The 17,739-nt window shown below is 67.1% G+C and carries 16 protein-coding genes; 5 read left to right on the forward strand and 11 right to left on the reverse strand.

What is annotated here, in order from left to right:
* Positions 1-9 precede the first annotated feature (9 nt).
* The 6 genes from ACNSTU_RS08150 to ACNSTU_RS08175 form a co-directional block, all read right to left on the reverse strand.
* Positions 10-258 (reverse strand): DNA-3-methyladenine glycosylase I, encoded by a 249-nt coding sequence (locus tag ACNSTU_RS08150; protein WP_290635128.1) that lies wholly within the window; start codon positions 256-258, stop codon positions 10-12.
* A gap of 88 nt (positions 259-346) precedes the next feature.
* Positions 347-1,543 carry a hypothetical protein gene (locus ACNSTU_RS08155; RefSeq protein ID WP_290635130.1) on the reverse strand — a complete coding sequence of 399 codons (1,197 nt, stop codon included), beginning with the start codon at positions 1,541-1,543 and terminating at the stop codon, positions 347-349.
* A complete protein-coding gene (locus ACNSTU_RS08160) occupies positions 1,544-3,757 on the reverse strand; it encodes a hypothetical protein (protein ID WP_418212231.1) in 2,214 nt (737 codons plus the stop codon). It abuts the gene before it with no gap.
* 29 nt (positions 3,758-3,786) lie between these two features.
* Positions 3,787-5,805, reverse strand: coding sequence for a contractile injection system protein, VgrG/Pvc8 family (locus ACNSTU_RS08165; protein ID WP_418212232.1), 2,019 nt, complete (start codon positions 5,803-5,805; stop codon positions 3,787-3,789).
* A 62-nt stretch (positions 5,806-5,867) separates the two neighbouring features.
* A complete protein-coding gene (locus tag ACNSTU_RS08170) occupies positions 5,868-7,958 on the reverse strand; it encodes a type VI secretion system Vgr family protein (protein ID WP_418212233.1) in 2,091 nt (696 codons plus the stop codon).
* 242 nt (positions 7,959-8,200) lie between these two features.
* Complete coding sequence (locus ACNSTU_RS08175; RefSeq protein ID WP_418212234.1) at positions 8,201-9,070, reverse strand: hypothetical protein; 870 nt, start codon at positions 9,068-9,070, stop codon at positions 8,201-8,203.
* 96 nt (positions 9,071-9,166) lie between these two features.
* On the opposite strand from ACNSTU_RS08175, the gene ACNSTU_RS08180 reads away from it, so the two are divergent.
* From ACNSTU_RS08180 to ACNSTU_RS08190, 3 genes are all read left to right on the forward strand, one after another.
* On the forward strand, positions 9,167-9,772 hold the full coding sequence (locus ACNSTU_RS08180; RefSeq protein ID WP_418212235.1) for a hypothetical protein: 606 nt from the start codon (positions 9,167-9,169) through the stop codon (positions 9,770-9,772).
* Positions 9,773-9,900: 128 nt separating this feature from the next.
* On the forward strand, positions 9,901-11,526 hold the full coding sequence (locus tag ACNSTU_RS08185) for a LuxR C-terminal-related transcriptional regulator (RefSeq protein ID WP_418212236.1): 1,626 nt from the start codon (positions 9,901-9,903) through the stop codon (positions 11,524-11,526).
* Positions 11,527-11,700: 174 nt separating this feature from the next.
* The gene (locus ACNSTU_RS08190; protein WP_418212237.1) at positions 11,701-12,543 is read left to right on the forward strand and encodes an SDR family oxidoreductase; all 843 of its coding nucleotides are present in this window, start codon (positions 11,701-11,703) and stop codon (positions 12,541-12,543) included.
* A gap of 79 nt (positions 12,544-12,622) precedes the next feature.
* Here the strand turns inward: ACNSTU_RS08190 and ACNSTU_RS08195 are convergent, their stop codons facing one another.
* The 3 genes from ACNSTU_RS08195 to ACNSTU_RS08205 form a co-directional block, all read right to left on the reverse strand.
* Positions 12,623-13,108 (reverse strand): VOC family protein, encoded by a 486-nt coding sequence (locus ACNSTU_RS08195; protein ID WP_418212238.1) that lies wholly within the window; start codon positions 13,106-13,108, stop codon positions 12,623-12,625.
* A gap of 95 nt (positions 13,109-13,203) precedes the next feature.
* Positions 13,204-13,659 (reverse strand): GNAT family N-acetyltransferase, encoded by a 456-nt coding sequence (locus ACNSTU_RS08200; protein WP_418212239.1) that lies wholly within the window; start codon positions 13,657-13,659, stop codon positions 13,204-13,206.
* A gap of 84 nt (positions 13,660-13,743) precedes the next feature.
* The gene (locus ACNSTU_RS08205) at positions 13,744-14,802 is read right to left on the reverse strand and encodes a class I SAM-dependent methyltransferase (protein WP_418212240.1); all 1,059 of its coding nucleotides are present in this window, start codon (positions 14,800-14,802) and stop codon (positions 13,744-13,746) included.
* A gap of 119 nt (positions 14,803-14,921) precedes the next feature.
* Between ACNSTU_RS08205 and ACNSTU_RS08210 the strand changes: the two genes are divergently transcribed.
* Positions 14,922-15,623 (forward strand): winged helix-turn-helix transcriptional regulator, encoded by a 702-nt coding sequence (locus tag ACNSTU_RS08210; protein WP_418212241.1) that lies wholly within the window; start codon positions 14,922-14,924, stop codon positions 15,621-15,623.
* 46 nt (positions 15,624-15,669) lie between these two features.
* Here the strand turns inward: ACNSTU_RS08210 and ACNSTU_RS08215 are convergent, their stop codons facing one another.
* Positions 15,670-16,527, reverse strand: a complete 858-nt coding sequence (locus ACNSTU_RS08215) for an alpha/beta fold hydrolase (RefSeq protein WP_418212242.1) — start codon at positions 16,525-16,527, stop codon at positions 15,670-15,672.
* Between the two features lie 148 nt (positions 16,528-16,675).
* Between ACNSTU_RS08215 and ACNSTU_RS08220 the strand changes: the two genes are divergently transcribed.
* Entirely contained in the window at positions 16,676-16,825 is a 150-nt protein-coding gene (locus ACNSTU_RS08220) for a hypothetical protein (protein ID WP_418212243.1), read from the forward strand.
* A gap of 41 nt (positions 16,826-16,866) precedes the next feature.
* On the opposite strand, the gene ACNSTU_RS08225 is transcribed toward ACNSTU_RS08220, so the two are convergent.
* On the reverse strand, positions 16,867-17,739 hold an 873-nt coding region (locus ACNSTU_RS08225; protein WP_418212244.1), incomplete at its 5' end, for an IS1634 family transposase.

A 17,739-nucleotide genomic window follows, 5' to 3' on the forward strand; every position in this document is an offset into this window, starting at 1 on the left:
CCTCCGTATTCAGCGGCCGGCAACGGGCCGCACGAACGACTCCCGTGCGTGGGGGGCAGCGCCGCGAATCACGCAATCCTCGGCATGGTCATTGATCAGCCCCATGGCCTGCATGAAAGCGTAGACGGTTGTGGGGCCGACGAACCTCCAGCCGAGTTCCTTGAGATCACGGGACAAAACGGCCGACTCCGCTGAAGTCGATACCGTCTGCGGCGCGGCAACCGGCGCCCCGTCCGCCGCCGGGGTCTCCTTGGTCATGGTCGATGCCTCTCAAAGTGACGCGCAATCCACAACATACACGCGGCGCCCGATCACCGCATGCCGACCGGAGCCACAGCGCCCGCCATCAGAATGCGAACCAGCCCCGGGGCGTCCACACCGCATCGAGGGCCCGGGTCTCCGGGTCGAAGCGGTAGACGTTGATGCCGCCCTTGGGGCGGCGCTGGCCGGTGACCAGCACGTTCGACGCCGGGGCGGCATCGATCGACGGGATGTGCCGGTCCGTCCCCGGGTACGGGCTCTGCCCCAGGTCCAGGAACGCCGTGTGGAACGGGTCGTCGATGTGGTGGAGCGCCACGAAGTGACTCCGCCGCTCCACACGCACGAACCACTCGTCGTCGATGAACAGCGCCCCGACCTGCGCTCCACGCAGGTGGCCCTCTTCGCCTTCCCGGCCACCTTCGGGGATGTCGATCAGCCGGTCCAGCCTGAGCCGTTCTTCGGGGGGAAGATCGCCGAGTTCCTTGCCCTCCGGCACTTCCACATCACGCCGCGGCTTGCCATACCAGTAGTTCGCAAGCTGCCAGCGTCGCTCGCCTGTATCCGTTTCCCACACGAAGCCCCACTTATTCTCGCCAGCCGCGACCACATACTGCCCGTCCGGGCTAATGTCGCCGTGGGCTTTTCCGTAGAGACCGGGGAGCTTGTTTAACGGCCTCGTCGTTTCAAGATCCCAAACAACCGGCCCATCGAACCTTGAAATTCGACGGTCGTCCAATGGGCCGTACTCACCCAAGGCCCTTTTGTCCCAATCTGCGCCCTCAGCCACGCTGAGCAATATGCCCGCGTCCTCATGAAGCGCCAGGTTAAGCAGGGTTCCAAGGAACTGGCCTCCCTCGCTGTCCGTTTTCACGGGCTCCTTCTGATCGCCCCATCCTTTGTAGATGTGAAACCTGGCATCCGAGGAGAAATACGTCTTGAGATCCGAACCCATGACGTGGCCGTAAGTCGGGAAGTGCTCGAACGACTCCAGCACCTCCCCGTCCACCGTCTGCACGTGCACCACGTCATCCAGGTCCTGCCACAGGAACGTGTCGTCGCGCCCGGAAACGAAGTGCGCCGAGTAGATGTTCGCGTTGCGGCTCACCACGCTGCGCCAGCGCTCCTCCGTGTCCCACAGGATCAGGCGTCGGTTGTCGTGGGAGCTCACCACGTAGCGGCCGTCGTCCGAGACACTCACCACCTGCGCCGGGCCGGGCTGCAGCAGCGAGCACCCCCCTAGCCCGGACAGGGCAACCAACCAACCGACACGCAGCCAAACCATCTACTCACCCCCGTATTCTGTCCATGAACCGAAACCCGTGCGCGCCTTGAGTAGCTGGCCGACTATCCGTCTCTTGTAAACGCGCTCAAAAAGGGTCTCGTCATTCCTCTCGAACCCCATCAACCCCTCCGGTACCCGCATGCCACTGTGCTGGTGCAACACATCCTCCTGGTTGAAGTCCGTGACTTCGGCGGTGAACAAGCCATCACTGGTCAGTCCGCCACGCTCCATATCCACCCCGTCATACCCCATAGCCGACCGAGGCGAATGGTTGACATGAAAGCGGTTCCGCCACAGTGCGTGCAGGGCATCAAAGTAAGCCTTGGCGCTGGCTTCGGTGATCCGCTCGTCCAGGGCGACCGGGCTGAGCAGGTCGTATTCAGGCAGCAGATCGGGTGCGGGTGCGCTGGCGGTGCGCGCCTCGTCCATCACGGCGTTGCGAAACCGGGACCACGCGGCGCGGACATGCGGCCTCCGTGCGTAGTCGTCGAGACGACGCTCGTAATCCGTCCGAGTCTCGCGCCCCATGGGTGCCGGCATCCGGTAGTGGGAGCCCAGGTAAGGCTCCAGCAGCCTTCGAAACTCACTGTTCATGCTCATCCGCCAGCGGTGTTTGGGGTAGACGCCGCCGAACATCCCGAGGATCGCCTCCCGCAGTGATCCGCTGCCGGGACTTGGCGCCTCGCCCCCGAGGACGTTGTCGCCATTGGAGTGCAACACCAGAAAACGCTCGGCCGCCCGGTGGGCGCGAGGGAACACCGCCGTGCCCAGCGGGCTGGGGTCGTCCGGATCGTCGCGCTCGTTGTCCGGGGCTGGAGAGAGCGCGGTGTCGGCCACGGCCGCCTGCCACAGCACGACGCTGTCGACCACACGGCGCGGATCGCCGGTATCGGCATGGACGTGCAGCGCACTGAGCACCACGCGCGCGCCCAGTGAATGCCCCATGAGCGTGACGGCGACGCCGGCGTCGTGTAGCTGGCGCAGCAGCGGCACCAGCCTGCGGCCGGCCACGACCGCCGCCGTCTGGGACTCCTTGAAGTTCCTGGTTCCGTTGTCACCGGTCCAGGTGACCCCGATACAGCGGGTGTAGCGCTCCCAGGGCCAGTCATCGTCGTTCTCGCCACCAAGCCCGGCCGCCCGGTTGAGGTTGTACTCCATACACAGCAGCCAGCCCCAGGCGCCCTCGCCGTTGAGCCGCTCATCCGGGTCCATGTTCGGCTCGATGTTCACCATCTGCGGATAATCGATCGCCCGACGGAACTCCGGGAATCGATCCGCGAGGACGGAGTGGTCATAGGCGATGGGCCGGGCGACGTCGTCGTCGACCACTGCGGACCAGTGGCTTCGATGCACACTGATGCGCTCGTCGAGCCTGTACTCCTGATCCAGCTCGTTGATTCGCTTAGGCAGGCCACCATGGTCGACGTTGTATCCATGCACAAAGATCACGGCGTTGCCCTGCGCCTGGAAGTACCGGAGCTCCTGATCGCTCAGGCGGTACGCCGGATCCGGGGCGTCCTCGGGCGCAAGGCGCAGGTCGACCATGACGGGAGGCGGCAGGCAGCGCACCTTGAGCGGCTCGCGCAGCGGGCCGTCGATCCGGAACACCACCGGCGTCCCGGGCAGCACGCGCACGTCACCCTCCACATCGTCGCCCACGACGCCGTAGATGGCCGCATCCACCCATGGTGCGTCGGTAGCGGCCGTGTCACGAATAGCCGACTCGCGGGGCAGTGCAACACGGATCTCCATCTCCCCGCCGAAGGTCAGCTCGGGGAAGGCGACCTCGCCGGCGGCATCGGCGGTCGCCTCGAAGGTCACATCCGCTTCCCGGTCTCGCAGCAGGACACGCGCACCGGCCCAGTCCGGCTGCCAGTCCGTCTCCGGTGAGGTCTCCAGGCGCAGCCGCAACGACTGTATGACCCGCGCCAGGGGCGACGGCGTGCGATTGCGCGTGCCCTGGACGCGCAGCCCGAAACGCAGGCCGGCCGCCTGCCCACCACCCCGGGAGCAGCCGCCACCGCCGTCGGGCAGGGTAACCTCGGCGACGTAGTCGGTCTGCCCGGACCGCAGCTCCACCTCCTTCTCCGTGATCGGATCGCCCCTGCGGTCCCCGTTGCCATCCACGCAGTAGACGGACACTGTCGCCACGTCGCCGTCTTCGGCGCGGCGGGCACGAAAACGCAGTTGCCGCGTCTCCTGAGGCCTGACCATTCTCTCCAGCTCCGTACCCGGCATCGCTGTCACCACTCCGTTGGTTCAATGTCCATGGCGCCTTCCACGGCCACTTTGGTCAGACCAGCGCACTCCGATGGCTTGACCACCACCGGCTCGACCGGGATCGGCCCACCGGTGTTGTAGTCCACATCCCCCTGCATGACCAAGCTGCCGTTCGCCCGCAGGGTGACATCCCCGCCCCACAAGGCCGTGCGGCCGCCGCTGTCCACCGACAGCCCGGCCGACCGGGATGCGTTGGTGAGGGTGATCGTCCCGCGGTGAGAGCGGAGGCGTATCGGGCCGGCAGCCTGGAGCTGCAGATCCCCGCCGAGCGTCTGCCAGACGCCGTCCCCGCCGGAGAGGCGAACCCGCGTGCCGGCCGCGCCACGCAGGGTCGCCCCCTTGGCCGCGCGCAACTGCAGTGCCCCGCCGCTGGCCACGCGCACCCCGGAACCACCCGTCAGGTTGATGGACTGCGCCGCGCGCACGTAGACGCCCGCCTCACCGGCCACGGTCACGCTCTCGTTTACGGTGAGCGTGTCGTCGCCGGCGACGTCGTCCCGGCGGTCACCACCGGTGCGCTCGAGCAGATCGCCGCCACACTCCAGGTTCAACAATCCCTTCTCGCTGGCCAGCCGCACGAGCTCGCTTACGCGCTCGTCCTCCACCCGGAACTGGAGGCAGTTGTCCGCGCCCGGCGAGTGCAGGGTGAGGTGAGTCTGTTCCGGCACGCGGACGCCGGCCGACGTGACCGTCAGGCCCTGACCGGCCGCGGACACCCACGCCCCGTCGCGCCCCTTGGTGCGCGCGGCCTGCTGGCGGTTCCTGGCTGTGGGCAGGACGCCGAGGATGACGGGGGCATCCGGGTCGTGCTCCAGGCACGACACCAGCACACGGTTCCCATCGGCCAGCGGGGTGTACCAACCCGCTCCACTACTGCTGCCCCGGCCGTTGAACGCGGTCACGCGGGGCAGTTCGCCCGAGGGCTGCTCATCCTGCGCCAGGCGAAGCCGGGCGCCGCCGCCCGGGAAGGCCTCGGGACCTCGGGTCGACCGAGATACGATCTCCGCGCTCATTGCCAATGGCCGCGCCACTTTGGGCGGCTCCGGCGGGCGGTAGATGCGTTCCTGACCGTCGTCCCACTCCGGCACCGCCTCCAGGCTGAGCTGGAAACCACCGGGCACCTGTTCACCACTGCGATCAAGGTTCAGGCGGTGGTGGGTATGAACAAGGAGATACGGGACATCAGGCCCGTCATCACTGGCGACTTTCAGCCGATCACCGGCGGTCAGGTCGGCCCTGGGGCCGGACGCCTTCAGGCGGCAGGTGGCCGCATCGGCACGCTGGCGCCTCACCGTGCGCAGCCGCTGCGCATCCTCACGCATCCGTGGCGCCACCGGTGCCGTGGGCGGCACCGCGAGCTGGCGCACGAAGGCGTGCCGATCAAACCCGTGCGCCCCCGGCGCCACGGACTGCGGCGACAACACGGCAGTCTGCGCGTGTAACGGGAAGTCCCGCGGGTCCTCCACGAACCGGATGCACTCCTCAGCGCCGTCGCCCCAGGCGTAACAGACACCGGCCCGGGCCAGCACGCGCTGCAACAGGTCAAGATCGCTCTCCTCGGCCTGCAGCAGGTGCCTGCGCCGCTCGAGGGTATCGCCGCGCCAGTCCATGGCCGGGGCGGGATAACCGGCCCGGTGCAGCAGGTGGGCCACCAGCTCCCGGTGCTCCACGGCGGTAAACAGGCGCGTGGCCCGGCCCCGGGCAAGCTGTGTGAGGCGGGGCTCGATGGTCAGCTCGAAATAGCGCCGCCCCGTCTGCGCGCAGTCACCGCCACGCAGCCAGGTAACCACGCCCCCGCGGCACCGCCGCCCCCAGTCGCCGTTGCCCCACTCCAGGTGGGCCGGCTGGCCGATGATATCGGTGCGGGCAGGCGCCTGCTCGCCCTTGCCCACCACCACGTAGGCCCACGCCCGAAAGGGGCTGGACACCCACTCGCGCACATCCAGCCGCTTGACCGGGAATGCGGTCTGACCCAGCCACACGCGCCCCCAGGGCCGCGACCACGGTGTATCTGCCGTGACGGAACCTCCCTGTACCGTTGCGTTCAGTTCTCGGCGATGTCGCTGGCCGTCAGGGTGATGCGGTCGCCACTGATGCTGACCTCCTCCCCGTCGAGCACCACATCGCCGTTGCCGCAGATCCGCAGCCCGCCGCTCTGCCCAATCGCGATATCGCCGTCGCCGGTGCTCACCAGCGCCAGATCGCCGTCCACCTCCAGGTCCAGGGCCCCGGCCTCGGCGATCATCGCGGCATCCCCCTCCGTGGCGCGCATGCTTAGCCCGCCACCGGCCTCCACACGCAGCTCGCCCCCGGCGCTGATCCCGGCATCACCTTCAACGGCTTCCTGGAGCAGGTCCCCCTCGTCCGTGGACAGCTCCAGCCGGTCGGACGCGCTCCACGTCACCGCGCCACGCTCGGCACGGAGGGTGTGATCGCCGACCACGCTGGCGGCGTAATCGCCCTCCACCTCAACGCGCCGGTCGCCGCCACTGCGCACGGTGAGATCGCCACCGCTGGTGAGCGCCATGCTGCCCTCCTCCGTGGTGAGGGCCACCCGCCGCTGCGACTCACTCTGTTCCATCACGAGACTGCCCGCCTCTTTGGCGGCGGTGAGGCTCAGCCGGGTCGTGCCCGGCCTGTCATCAAGACAGAACGCATGGCCCGCGGGCGTTCGCAGCACATGATGGTGGGGGTTTTCGGTGGTCACCGGCGGGCGCTGCCTGTCGGACGGGAGCGCCCCCAGAATCACCGGGCGCTCGCTGTCACCGTTCAGCCCCGCCATGGCGACCCTGGTTTTCGGCAGCAGCGGAAAATGCAGGCCGTAGTCCGTGCCGCCGTATGGTTGCGCCATACGTACCGGCGGGCTCGCTTCGGCGGTGTCGGCGTCGCCCTCGTCCAGCGCGAGACGGACCCGGTAGGCACCCTCCTGATCCAGGTGGGCCTGCCCCGACTCTCTCCCCTCCACCTCGCCGACCAGCAGGCCGGCGCCGGCCGCCGGACGCCCCACCGGAGCGGTCCGATACGGCACGGCCACCGGGAGCAGCCGTGCGGTACAGCGGTAAGTGGGACGACCAGCGCCCTCGCCGCCCTTCAGTGCCGCCGCCTGATCACCGTGATGGCTGGCCGAGACGGTCACGTACTCGCCATTGACGGCGTCGTCCGGGTGGCCGGAGAGCCGGATGCGCACGCCGGGCCCGAGGTGGCGGCACGCCGTCTCGATCTCCACGCCTTCGCGCTGGGCGTCCCAGGCCGCCAGATGCACGCCGGCGAGCGCGCGAGAGGCCTCGCGCCCGCCGCCACGCTGCCCGAACAGCTCCACCCGGCCGGCGCCGCTGGTGCCCTCGGCCAGGCCGGGCGCGTTGTCCTGGGGATAGGCGGGATCGAAGTCGGCAACACGCACGCCGGCCGGTTGCAGCGCATCCCAGTGGCGCAGCGCGTGCACGGTGTTGTCATGACCTCGGACCTGGCCGCTCTGGCGCTGGTAGGTCAGCTCGAGACACCCGTCCACCGCCTGGGCCAGATCGTCGTGGATGACCGCCACCGGGCCGTCCGCCTCCTGGCGGACCAGCAGCAGGAGCCCGTCCCGTGACAGCACGCGCTGGAGAAATACCGCATCGGGCTCGTCGTTCTGCACCACCATGGGCTGTTGCGGGCAGTCCCGCCCGACTTCGGCCTCCACCCGCACACCGTCGGGCAGTACGGCCTCAAGCACTGCGGTTGCGATCTCAGGGGCCGTGCGCTTGCGGAATACGCGGTGGTGCACCGCGTGGGTCAGCAGCCACAGCGGCGAGTGCAGGCGCAGCCGCGCCTCATGGCCCACATCCCCCTCGCCAGTCTGCTCCACCGCCACAACCACGCCGTGGATCACCGAGGCCGCATCCCCCAGCCCCAGTGCCAGCCGGGCCGGTGCGCCGAGGAGTGCCCTGGCATCCAGTGGCTCGCGGCTCACCACCGCCACATCGAACCGGTAATCCGCGTCCACCGCGTGCTCGTCACACGCCAGGGTTTCCACCTCCAGCGCGTCCGGGGGAAGGCCGGGCAGCTCCAGCCGGAACTGCCTGTGGGGGTGCGGGGCAATCAGCGGATCATCCGCCCCGCCTGCAGCACTCGCCATTTCCGCCTGACGTCCTGTCATCGCACACACTCCCTGTGACACCACAATCCAGCCCGGCATGAGCAATGGCGGGCTGAACGCGCGGCAACGTCAGGGGGGCAAGCGATAGGCGAGCCATGGGCCCGGTGCGCTCGACATCCCTGTGCGCTGCGGCTGCTCCTGCCTCCCAACCGCTCCGTGGCCGGGCATCCAGAATCGTGAATCTAGCGTCTTAACGGCTGCGGTGCAAAGCCCTCGATAACGTAGGCCGGGCTCCCGCCCCCTCAACGGGCATCCGACTCGGAATCCGCCTCGTAGAACATACCGTCCATTTCCTCTTCCAGCGCCCGCAGCACGTCTTCTTCAGCGGTGTAGTACCCGATCATGGAGACGCGCTGCACTCCGTCGGGGCTGACGTCGATCAGCTTGGCGATGCGTTCCTCGAAGCGGACATCGAAGGCGGCTTCCGCCCGTGCGATCTCCCGCTCCAGCGCCGCGTCCAGCGCATCTTCGTCGGCCGCCCCGGCCATCAACGGCAGGACAACGTACCCCGGGCGTTGCGGCACACGGACGTTCAACCGCTCGAAGTGGGCGATCACCTCCGCCTCGGTGGCAGGTCGATACGACTCCGGCGATAACCGCGCCGGCTCCTCCGGCGGCGTGCTCTCCGCCCGCTCCGGAACCCGGCCGGACACGCCGCCCCCGACACCGGTCGGCCCCGTGCGGGTGTCGTAATACTCGACACTGATGTGGTCCGGGGGCTGCCGCATACTCGCAACGAACGCAGCGTCCATGAGCAGTTCCAGCTGCGCCTGCGTGTACGGCAGCGCCCCGCCGGTGAACTCCGTGGCCAGGCCCAGGAGCTCGTACGCGCCATCCTGCCGCACAGGCCCCATGAGCTCGCGCACCTCCTGACGATCGAGGCGCTCACCGGTCTCGGCATTGTGGAAGGCAATGCCGAGATGCTCCGGCTCGACCCCGATATTGGCCGTAAGCAGATGATCGAGGATCACCTCGTAATCCGCCCCGGACATCAGCAATTCGACACCGCCCAGCGCCGTGAGGGGCCGGTCCTCGGCCCCGGATGCAGACACTGCTGTTACGCCCGCGCCCAGCGTCGCCGCCAGGCACACCCCCATTACCCGCTTTCTCACTCTGCGCACCCTCGATTATGTGTTTCGCACAAGTTTCCATTATCTTGTTCCGCCAGTCCATTGAGCGACACGACCCATTCACCCGAGGACACACCATTGCATGCAACCCGTCTCGCCCTGATCACCCTGTCCGTGTCGCTGCTGGCCGGCTGCGCCACCACCTCCTACCCCCTCGGCATGGACGAGGATGAATGGGCGCGACTGAGCCCGGAGCAGCAACTGGACGCACGGCAGCAACAGGCCGAGCTGGATCAGGCGGAGCGGGCGCGGCGTGCCGAGGCCGCCCGCCTGGCCGCGGAGCAGGAACAGCTGGAACAGGACCGCCGCGAAGCGCGCCTGCGCGACGCCGGGCCGGGCGAGGTGGTGCACTGCGTGCTGCAGGATGCCGAGGGCTACCTGGGAGGCGACTGGCGTACAGCGGACCCCGTCGGCTTCGCGGTGCTGCGGGGCGACACCAAGACCATCGAAATCCGCGAGAAGGACCGCAGCACCCGCCGCGTCCAGGCCGAGGCCCATTACAACGGCGCGCAGGTCGAACTCTGTCGACCCAACCGCAACACGTGCACCACGCTGGCGGCGACGCAGAACCAGCTGCAGCGCGGCGTGGAACGGCACATCGACCTGGAGCGCGTGGCCCGCGGCACGCTCTATTGCGACACGCCGACCCATCGCACCAAGACACGCCACCGCACCTCGGACTAAGCGCGCGGCGACGTGGCAGGCCGCCCGACTTACGCCAATAGTACTAACCTTTCAGGAGGAGCCCACTGGGGGGCTGCCCGGGCACAAGCACCCGCTCTTGACGCAAGGGGGTGATAACGGAGGCTGCCATGTCGGGCGCCGACTCGGACGAACCGTTACGCCGCGCTGAGAAGGCCCTGCAGGAGAATAACTGGGCGAGGGCCCGCACCACGTTCAAGGAGGCGTTGAAGGCCCGGGAAAGCGCGCGAGCCTACGAAGGCCTGAGCTGGGCCGCACTGGCCATGGATGCGGGTGATGAAGCGCTATGGGCCCGGCAGAACGCCTACCGGCTGTACCGTCAACAGAACGACCCCGTCAGCGCCGCACGCATGGCCATGTGGGCCGGAAAGGACCACGAGGATTTCCGTGGCGAACTGGCGGTCGCCCGCGGGTGGAGGCAACGTGCACACCGCCTGCTGCAGGATCACCCGATGGTGCCGGAACACGGCTGGCTCGCCCTGTTCGATTGCTGGGCCTCCCTCAGCCACGACGAGGACCCTGACCATGTCCGGCGGTGCACGCGCACCGCTCTGACCGTCTCGGAGGCTTGCGACGACCCCGACCTCGGCATCCTTGCGCTGGCCATGGAAGGGCTCGCACTGGTCAGTGACGGCCGGATTGATGACGGCATGCAGCGACTTGACGAAGCGGCGGCCGCAGTACTCGGTGGAGAGCTACGGCAGCCGATCTGGGAACTGCCCGTGCTCTGCTGGCTTATCTTCGCCTGCGAACGGGCCCGCGATTTCGGCCGTGCCGCTGAATGGTGCGAGATGATGCGCGACGCCGCCGAGCAGCTCGAGCACACGGCCAGCCAGGGAATATGCCGCGCTCATTACGCGACGCTTCTGACTTGCCGCGGCCGCTGGCAGGAGGCGGAGTCCACCCTGAACGAGGCTGCGGCTCGTTTTCAGGCCAGCTGGCCGCCACAAACGGCCGAGACCACCATTCGCCTGGGGGACTTGCGGCGTCGCCAGGGGTATCTGGACGAAGCTGAAGCGCTGATGCTGCCGTACGAATGGCATCCACTGGCGATGCTTGGTCTGGCCGAGGTCGCCGTGGATCGCGGACACCTTGAGGACGCCGCCGAGCGGGTCGCAACCGTCCTGCGCCATATCCCCATCAGCAACCGCCTTGGCCGTGCCGCCGCTCTGGAGCTTCAGGTACGCATCGACGCCGCCAACCGTGACCATGCGCGTGCGGCCAGGGCCACCGATGAACTCAAGGCCATTGCCTTGGCCACAGGTACTGGCCCCCTGCAGGGGGCGGCGTGCTTCGCCGCTGGCGTCCTCTCCCGAGCAGCGGGTGATATGCAGCATGCCCTTGCCTGTCTCGAAGACGCGGTAGCGGCCTACGAGCGGACCGGCACCCCCTTCGAGGCCGCCCGAGCCCGACTGGAACTCGCCGAAGTGCTCGCCGCCCTGGAGCGCCCGAAGCGTGCCCGGGCCGAGACAGCCAACGCACGGCGCACCCTGGAACGCCTGGGCGCCCGCGGCCGGCTTGAGCAGCCCTCCACCTCAAAACCACCACCGCTCACGCCGCGACAGGCCGAGATCCTTCGGCTGGTCGGACAGGGCATGAATGATGCGGAGATCGCCTCCGCGCTGGGCATCAGCACGCATACCGTGCACCGGCATGTGGCCAACATCCTGCTGCGCCTGAACGCCCCGACACGCGCCGCGGCCGCAACGCAAGCCGCCACCGCCGGCCTCATCTGACCCGTCCATGGCCGAAACGGGCCATCCCCCGAATTGCGCTTCATGGCCCGTCTGCGCGAAGCGCCAGTGCGCCCATCACCGCTAGCCTCGGGCTCAACGGCTTCCCGTTCGGCCGAAGTCGTTGACCTGACACCGTTGCCCATCGCAGGCAACGCAACCGCAAGGAGACTCCTCATGATTCTTGTAACAGGCGCATCCGGAACGATCGGCTCCGAACTGCTGAGAGAGCTGGTGAGGAAAGATGAACCCGTGCGCGCAGCGGTCCATGTCCGGCCGCTGGACGTCGACGGTGTGGAGACGTGCAACATCGACTACGATCGCCCCGAGACCTTGCCGTCGGCGCTCGAAGGGGTGGATTCGCTGTTTCTGCTGTCCCAGCAGGTCACCCACGAGAAGCCCATGGTCGACGCCGCCCGGGAAGCGGGAGTCAGGCGTATTGTGTACGTCTCGTCCTTCGGGGCGGACACAGATACCTTCGTCATCGGCCAACTGCACCGGGAGATCGAGTTGCGGATTCAGGAGACCGGCATGGTCTGGACGTTTCTGCGTCCCAATTACCTGATGCAGAACTTCATCACCCTCATGGGCCATGACATCCGCAACGACGACGCCTTCTACGACTCCATCGGTGATGCCCGAGTAAGCCGCATCGACACACGCGACGTCAGCCACGTTGCTGCCCGGGTGCTGACCGAGTCCGGCCATGACAACCGCGCCTACGAACTCAGCGGCCCCGAGGCCATCACTCACCACGATGCGGCCGAAGTGCTGTCCGAGGTGCTGGGGCGACGCATCCGGTACGTGGAACTGGACGACGACAGCTTCCGGCGCCGGTTGATTGCCCAGGGCGTGCCCGAGGACTTCGCCGGCTTTGTCGAGGACGTCAATCGCCGTAATCGAAACGGCGAAACCCACGACGACACGGTCACCGACAACGTCCGGAACATCCTGGGCCGGGAGCCGACGCCGTTCTTGAGGTTCTGCCAGGATCACGCACCAACCTTTGGAGGACGATGAGGCCTGCGCCGACCTTGCCCGGCAAAGGGCACCCCTCTGCGAGGGCGAGGTCGGCACGACATTGATCGCCTGCGCGTCGTCATCCGCGTAGCGCGGCCTCGATGGCAGCGATATCGATCTTCTTCATCTGCATCATTGCATCGAAGGCGCGCTTTGCCACTGCCGGATCGGGATGCGCGATGGCCTCGGTCAGGACGACGGGCGTGATCTGCCAGGACAGGCCCCACTTGTCCTTACACCAGCCACACTGGCCTTCCTCACCGCCGTTGCCAACGATCGCATTCCAATAGCGGTCCGTCTCGGCCTGATCAGTGGTTGCGACCTGAAATGAAAACGCCTCGCTGTGCGTAAAGGCGCTCCCACCGTTGATGCCGAGACACGGGATGCCCATCACCGTGAACTCCACGGTGAGCGCATCCCCTGCCTTGCCCGACGGGTAATCGCCCGGCGCATGGAGAACCGCACCGACGTCTGAGTCCGGAAAGGTATCGGCGTAGAAGCGTGCGGCTTCTTCAGCGCCGTGGTCGTACCAGAGGCATACCGTATTCTTTGCTGGGGTTGCCATGTCGTTCTCCTGATCAGTTCTCCAATGACAACCCTTTGTCGAACGCCAGGCGAGCAAATCGACAGGGCGTCACGGAGAATCTCAGGTCCGGCAGATCACCCCTGCTTCCACTGGTACATGATGAAGTCGCTCGGGCCGCCGGTGTAGCGGTCGTAGAACTGCCGGCCACGCGCATTGAAGTGCTGGGTGACCCAGCGGACCGCCGGCCAGCCACGCTCCTCGGCCAAAGCGCGCACGCCGTCGAGCAACGCATCGGCCGCGCCGCTGCCGCGGGCATCCGGAGCGACATACATGTCGTCGAGGAAGCCGATGTCGCAGCCGCCCAGGGGCCGCGGACAACTGCGGACATGGGCAAGGCCGACGATCCGCCCGGCTTCATCACGCACCACCAACCCCTCGAGGACGTGACCCGGATCCCGCAGCCAGCGCCAGACTCGATCGGCGGTGGCATCATCCATCGGCACCCCGTAGAAATCGGCGTAGCCGTTGAACAGGGCGCGCCAGTCGTTCTTGTCTTCGTCGGCAACAAAGGTGGTCCGGTAGTTGGTCATGGGTCGCTCCCGCGTTGTTCCTGTCCGCTGTGACTGTTCAACCTACAGCGAACAGGCGCGAGGCACGAGCGCCCGGGCGCGAGCCTAGGAGGCCTCCAGCACCATGAACATGGGCGTTTCCGCCGCCCGTCGGAATCGGGTGAAGCCCGCCGCGTGGGCCACACGGCGTAGTTCGGCCTCGCCGGCCTGCGCCCCCATGGATTCACGGCCGCCCTGGGACAGTGCACTGGGCGTACACACGCAGGTCGAGACGGAGAAGAAGGTCCGCCCGCGAACGCTTTCCTGGGGGTAGGGATCGGCCAGCGGTTCAGTGAACATCCACAACCCCTCCGGCGCCAATGCCTCGCGGATGCGGGACGCCGCGCCGACGGCGTCTCCCCACTCGTGCAGCGCGTTGAACACGCAGATGAGATCGAAGTCCTCGCCCTCGAAATCCTGCGCGCCTGTCACCTGGAACGACACCCGATCCGCCACCTGCGCCTTTTCGGCATTGCGCTGTGCCGCCTTGATGGAATCGACGTGGTAGTCGAAACCGGTGAACCGGGACGCCGGGAACGTCCGGGCCATCAGGATCAGGGAGGCGCCCTGCCCGCAGCCGATGTCCGCCACCCGGGCGCCGCGCCGCAGGCGCGCCTCCATGCCGTCCAGTGCCGGTATCCAGTCCTTCACCAGGTGCCGGCGGTAGATGGGCTCGAAGAACCGCTGCGTGCCCTCGAACAGGTGCTGGTGATGTTCATGCCAGCCAATGCCGCCATCGTCCCGGAACGCCCTCACCACACGGTCCGTATCGTAGTGACTGGCGTTGGAGACCAGCGCGCCGCCGGCGACGAACGTGGGGCTGTCCGGTTCCGCCAGACAGGCGGCCTGCTCCGGCGTCAGCCAGTAAACGGCCGACTCCGGCTCGTATTCGCAGTAGCCGCTGGCCACCTGGGCGTTCAGCCACTCGCGCACCAGGCGTGGGTTCAGCCCGGTGGATGCGGCCAGTGCCGGGGCGGTCTGCCTGCCACCCTGGGCCAGCGCCTTGTAAAGCCCGAGCTTGTCGCCGATGACCACGGTGGCCGCATGCAGGGTTGCGGCCTGGTCAGCCGTCCAGCGGGAGAGAAAGGCGTTGAGCTGATCCTGGTCGATGGCACGCTGGAGCATGGGATACCTCCTCGTAAACGAGGACGACATGTGCTTCATCAAGGTGCACGGATACGCCGGCGGCGCCTAGTCAAAAATCTGTAGTGGCCGTAATGGGTGGGCTGGACTAGTTTCAAGACATGAAAGGCTACGGTCAGTACTGTCCGCTTGCGATCGCTTCCGAAGTGCTGGGGGAGCGCTGGACCCTGCTCGTGCTCCGGGAACTCATCCTCGGCTCCACCCGTTTCAATGCCATTCACCGCGGCGTGCCGCGGATGTCACCCTCGCTGCTCTCCACCCGGCTGAAGATGCTGGAGCGTGCCGGCATCATCCGGCGCGAACCCGAGGGCGATCACGTGGGGTATCACCTCACCGAGGCCGGTGCGGCACTTGCGCCCGCCGTCGAGAGCCTGGCGATCTGGTCCCGGGAATGGCTGCCCGCGACGCTGAGCGACGCGCGCGCCGACCCCGACCTGGTGATGTGGGACATGCACCGCCGGATGGACGCGGAGAAGCTGCCCGCGACGCGGACGGTGATCCGGTTCGAGTTTGATGATCAACCGAAGATCAAGCGCCTGCGCTGGATCATCGCGGACCGCAGCGACGTGGACCTGTGCATCACCGACCCCGGATTCGATGTGGACCTCTACGTCACCGCCAGCAGCCGGACGGTGACCCTGGTCTGGTACGGTGATCTGCCACTGAACCAGGCGATCCGCGATGGCCTCATCCGCCTCCACGGCCCACCAGCGCTCTGCACCGCCTTTCCCTCCTGGCTGCGCCTGAACCTGCTCGCGGGCATTCCCCGGAAGCGCCAGGCGGCCTTGCTCACGTCGGGCTGAGCGCCATACCCGGGGGCTCGACCGGAGTTCTCAGCTTCACACGGCGTCAAGCACCGCACTCCAGGTTTTGATCGGCCGCCATCATGTTGTGCCGGCGAACGAAGGCGGCAACGGTTTCCAGATAGGCCTCCGGATGGGTTGCGTGCGGAATGTGGCCGGCACCCGGAAAGGTGACGACTTCCGCTCGGGGAAGAGCCTCCGAGAGGCGAGTTACCACGGGCGCGAAGATTGGCGGGCTTTGATCGCCAAGCGTGAGCAGGACCGGTCTGGAAAAGTCACTGATCCAGTCGAGTTCGAAGGCAGGCGCATCCGGATCCTTCGCCTCGTCCAGGAACGTTGGCGCATTCTCGATCATCACCTGCTGGTAGTCGGGTGGTACCGTTTGCCAGGTGCCAGGACCAAGCGCGACGGTCTCGACGAATGCCTCGGTCCCGCCTGCATGGTCTCCGGATTCAATCCGTTCAACGACGAACCTGATTCTGCTCTGGACATCCGCAAGCATTGGCGAGAGGTCGGGATCTTCGGCGAGCAGCGAAAACAAGGGTGGTTCGTGGGCGACGACGCCGCGGAGCAGGCCCGGATGTTCACCGGCCAGCCGCAGCGCGATCGACGCACCGAAGGAGTTCCCGACCACCCACGCTGGCGCGAGTTCAAGGTACTCGATCAAGGCCGCGAGGTCCGCGACGTCCTCCCGAATGCTGCCCGGTCCGGTGGGGCGCTCGCTTTGACTGTGTCCGCGGCGATCGTACCTGAGCACCTGAAATGCCTCCCTCAAGGCGGGCATGAGCGGATCCCAGTCGTGATGGGAATCCCAGGATCCATGTACCAGGACGAGAGGCACCGCCCCGGGGGCGCCAACCAGCTCGTAGAAGAGCCGAACGCCATTCAGCTTGACCATTGCCATTTTCATACTCCTCCCCGGCACTCGACCGGTTTTCTCTGTACTCGACGTCGGCCCCTGCAATCGGTCACATCCCTGTGACGGGGTGATCACTCTACTAGATAATACGGTCGTGCGATCTATACCCTGTACATAGGACAGGCGTGCTATCTTGTCAAGAATGACGGACGGTAATCACGACCATGGCGGCCCACGCCGCCGCTCGGACGGGGAACAGACCCACGCCCAGATCCTCGATGCGGCCATGCGCCTGGCCTCCATCGAGGGGCTGGGCACCCAAGTTCATCAGCCGTGGCGATAAGCTATTGATATCGCGGGGAGCGACTTTTGAGTTGGCACAACTTAGGCCACGTGATCGCGGTGCGGTGGCTTCACCTCCAGATGCTTGAACAGATCCCGCTGAACCCTATCCATGGAGATCCCCTGGATGGCCTCGCCGTCGAGGTGGACCTGATGCAGTTGCACGGTCTCCAGCGCCTCCAGCAGCCGCTCGACGCTGGCGAGACCCAGGGCCTCATTGGCCTTCAGACGCATACGCAGCACGCGGTAGACCACCAGTGCCAGGAAGCACAGCAGCGCATGGGCGCGAATACGATCCGGCAGCCGGTGATGAACAGGGGCGATGTCCAGCGTGGACTTCAGCGCCCGGAAGCCGCGTTCAATATCGGCCAGCGAGCGGTAACGCTCCACGATCTCGCGAGCCTCGCGGTCGTTGAGGCTGGTGACCAGCAGCAGCTTGCCGTCCAGCCGCTCGGCGGCGGCCCAGGCGTTGTCGTCGATGTCGTAGTGGAACTCCGGGGCCGAGAGGTCGGCCTTGATGATCCCGGACAAGCGCTGTTCGATGACCGCCTTGTGGAAGCGTTGGTAGGCGCTTCGGTCGGTGGAGCGCCGCCCCCGGCCCGCCTTGCCGGCATCCTGGTTCTCCAGGCGCCGAGCGAGCCGTTCGCCGAGTTCGTCGACGCGCTCGATTCGACGGCGCCGGTTGGTGCTCTGCTCGGCGGCGCGCTCCGGGTTGTGGGCGACGACCAGCCGCCGGCCGGCCCAGGTGGTCTCGGTGACGGACTCCCCGTCATCAGCGTCGGCCTGTTCGTAAGCGCTCCACGAACCCCATCTGTTGAGCGGATTGTGGTTCCGGGACACTGAGCCTTCCAGATGCATGGGAGGCTTGGAGTATGTGGTTATCCCCAGTACGCGCCCGCTGGTTGGGCCATTTGT

Source organism: Aquisalimonas sp. APHAB1-3 (assembly GCF_048323695.1).
Lineage (GTDB): Bacteria > Pseudomonadota > Gammaproteobacteria > Nitrococcales > Aquisalimonadaceae > Aquisalimonas.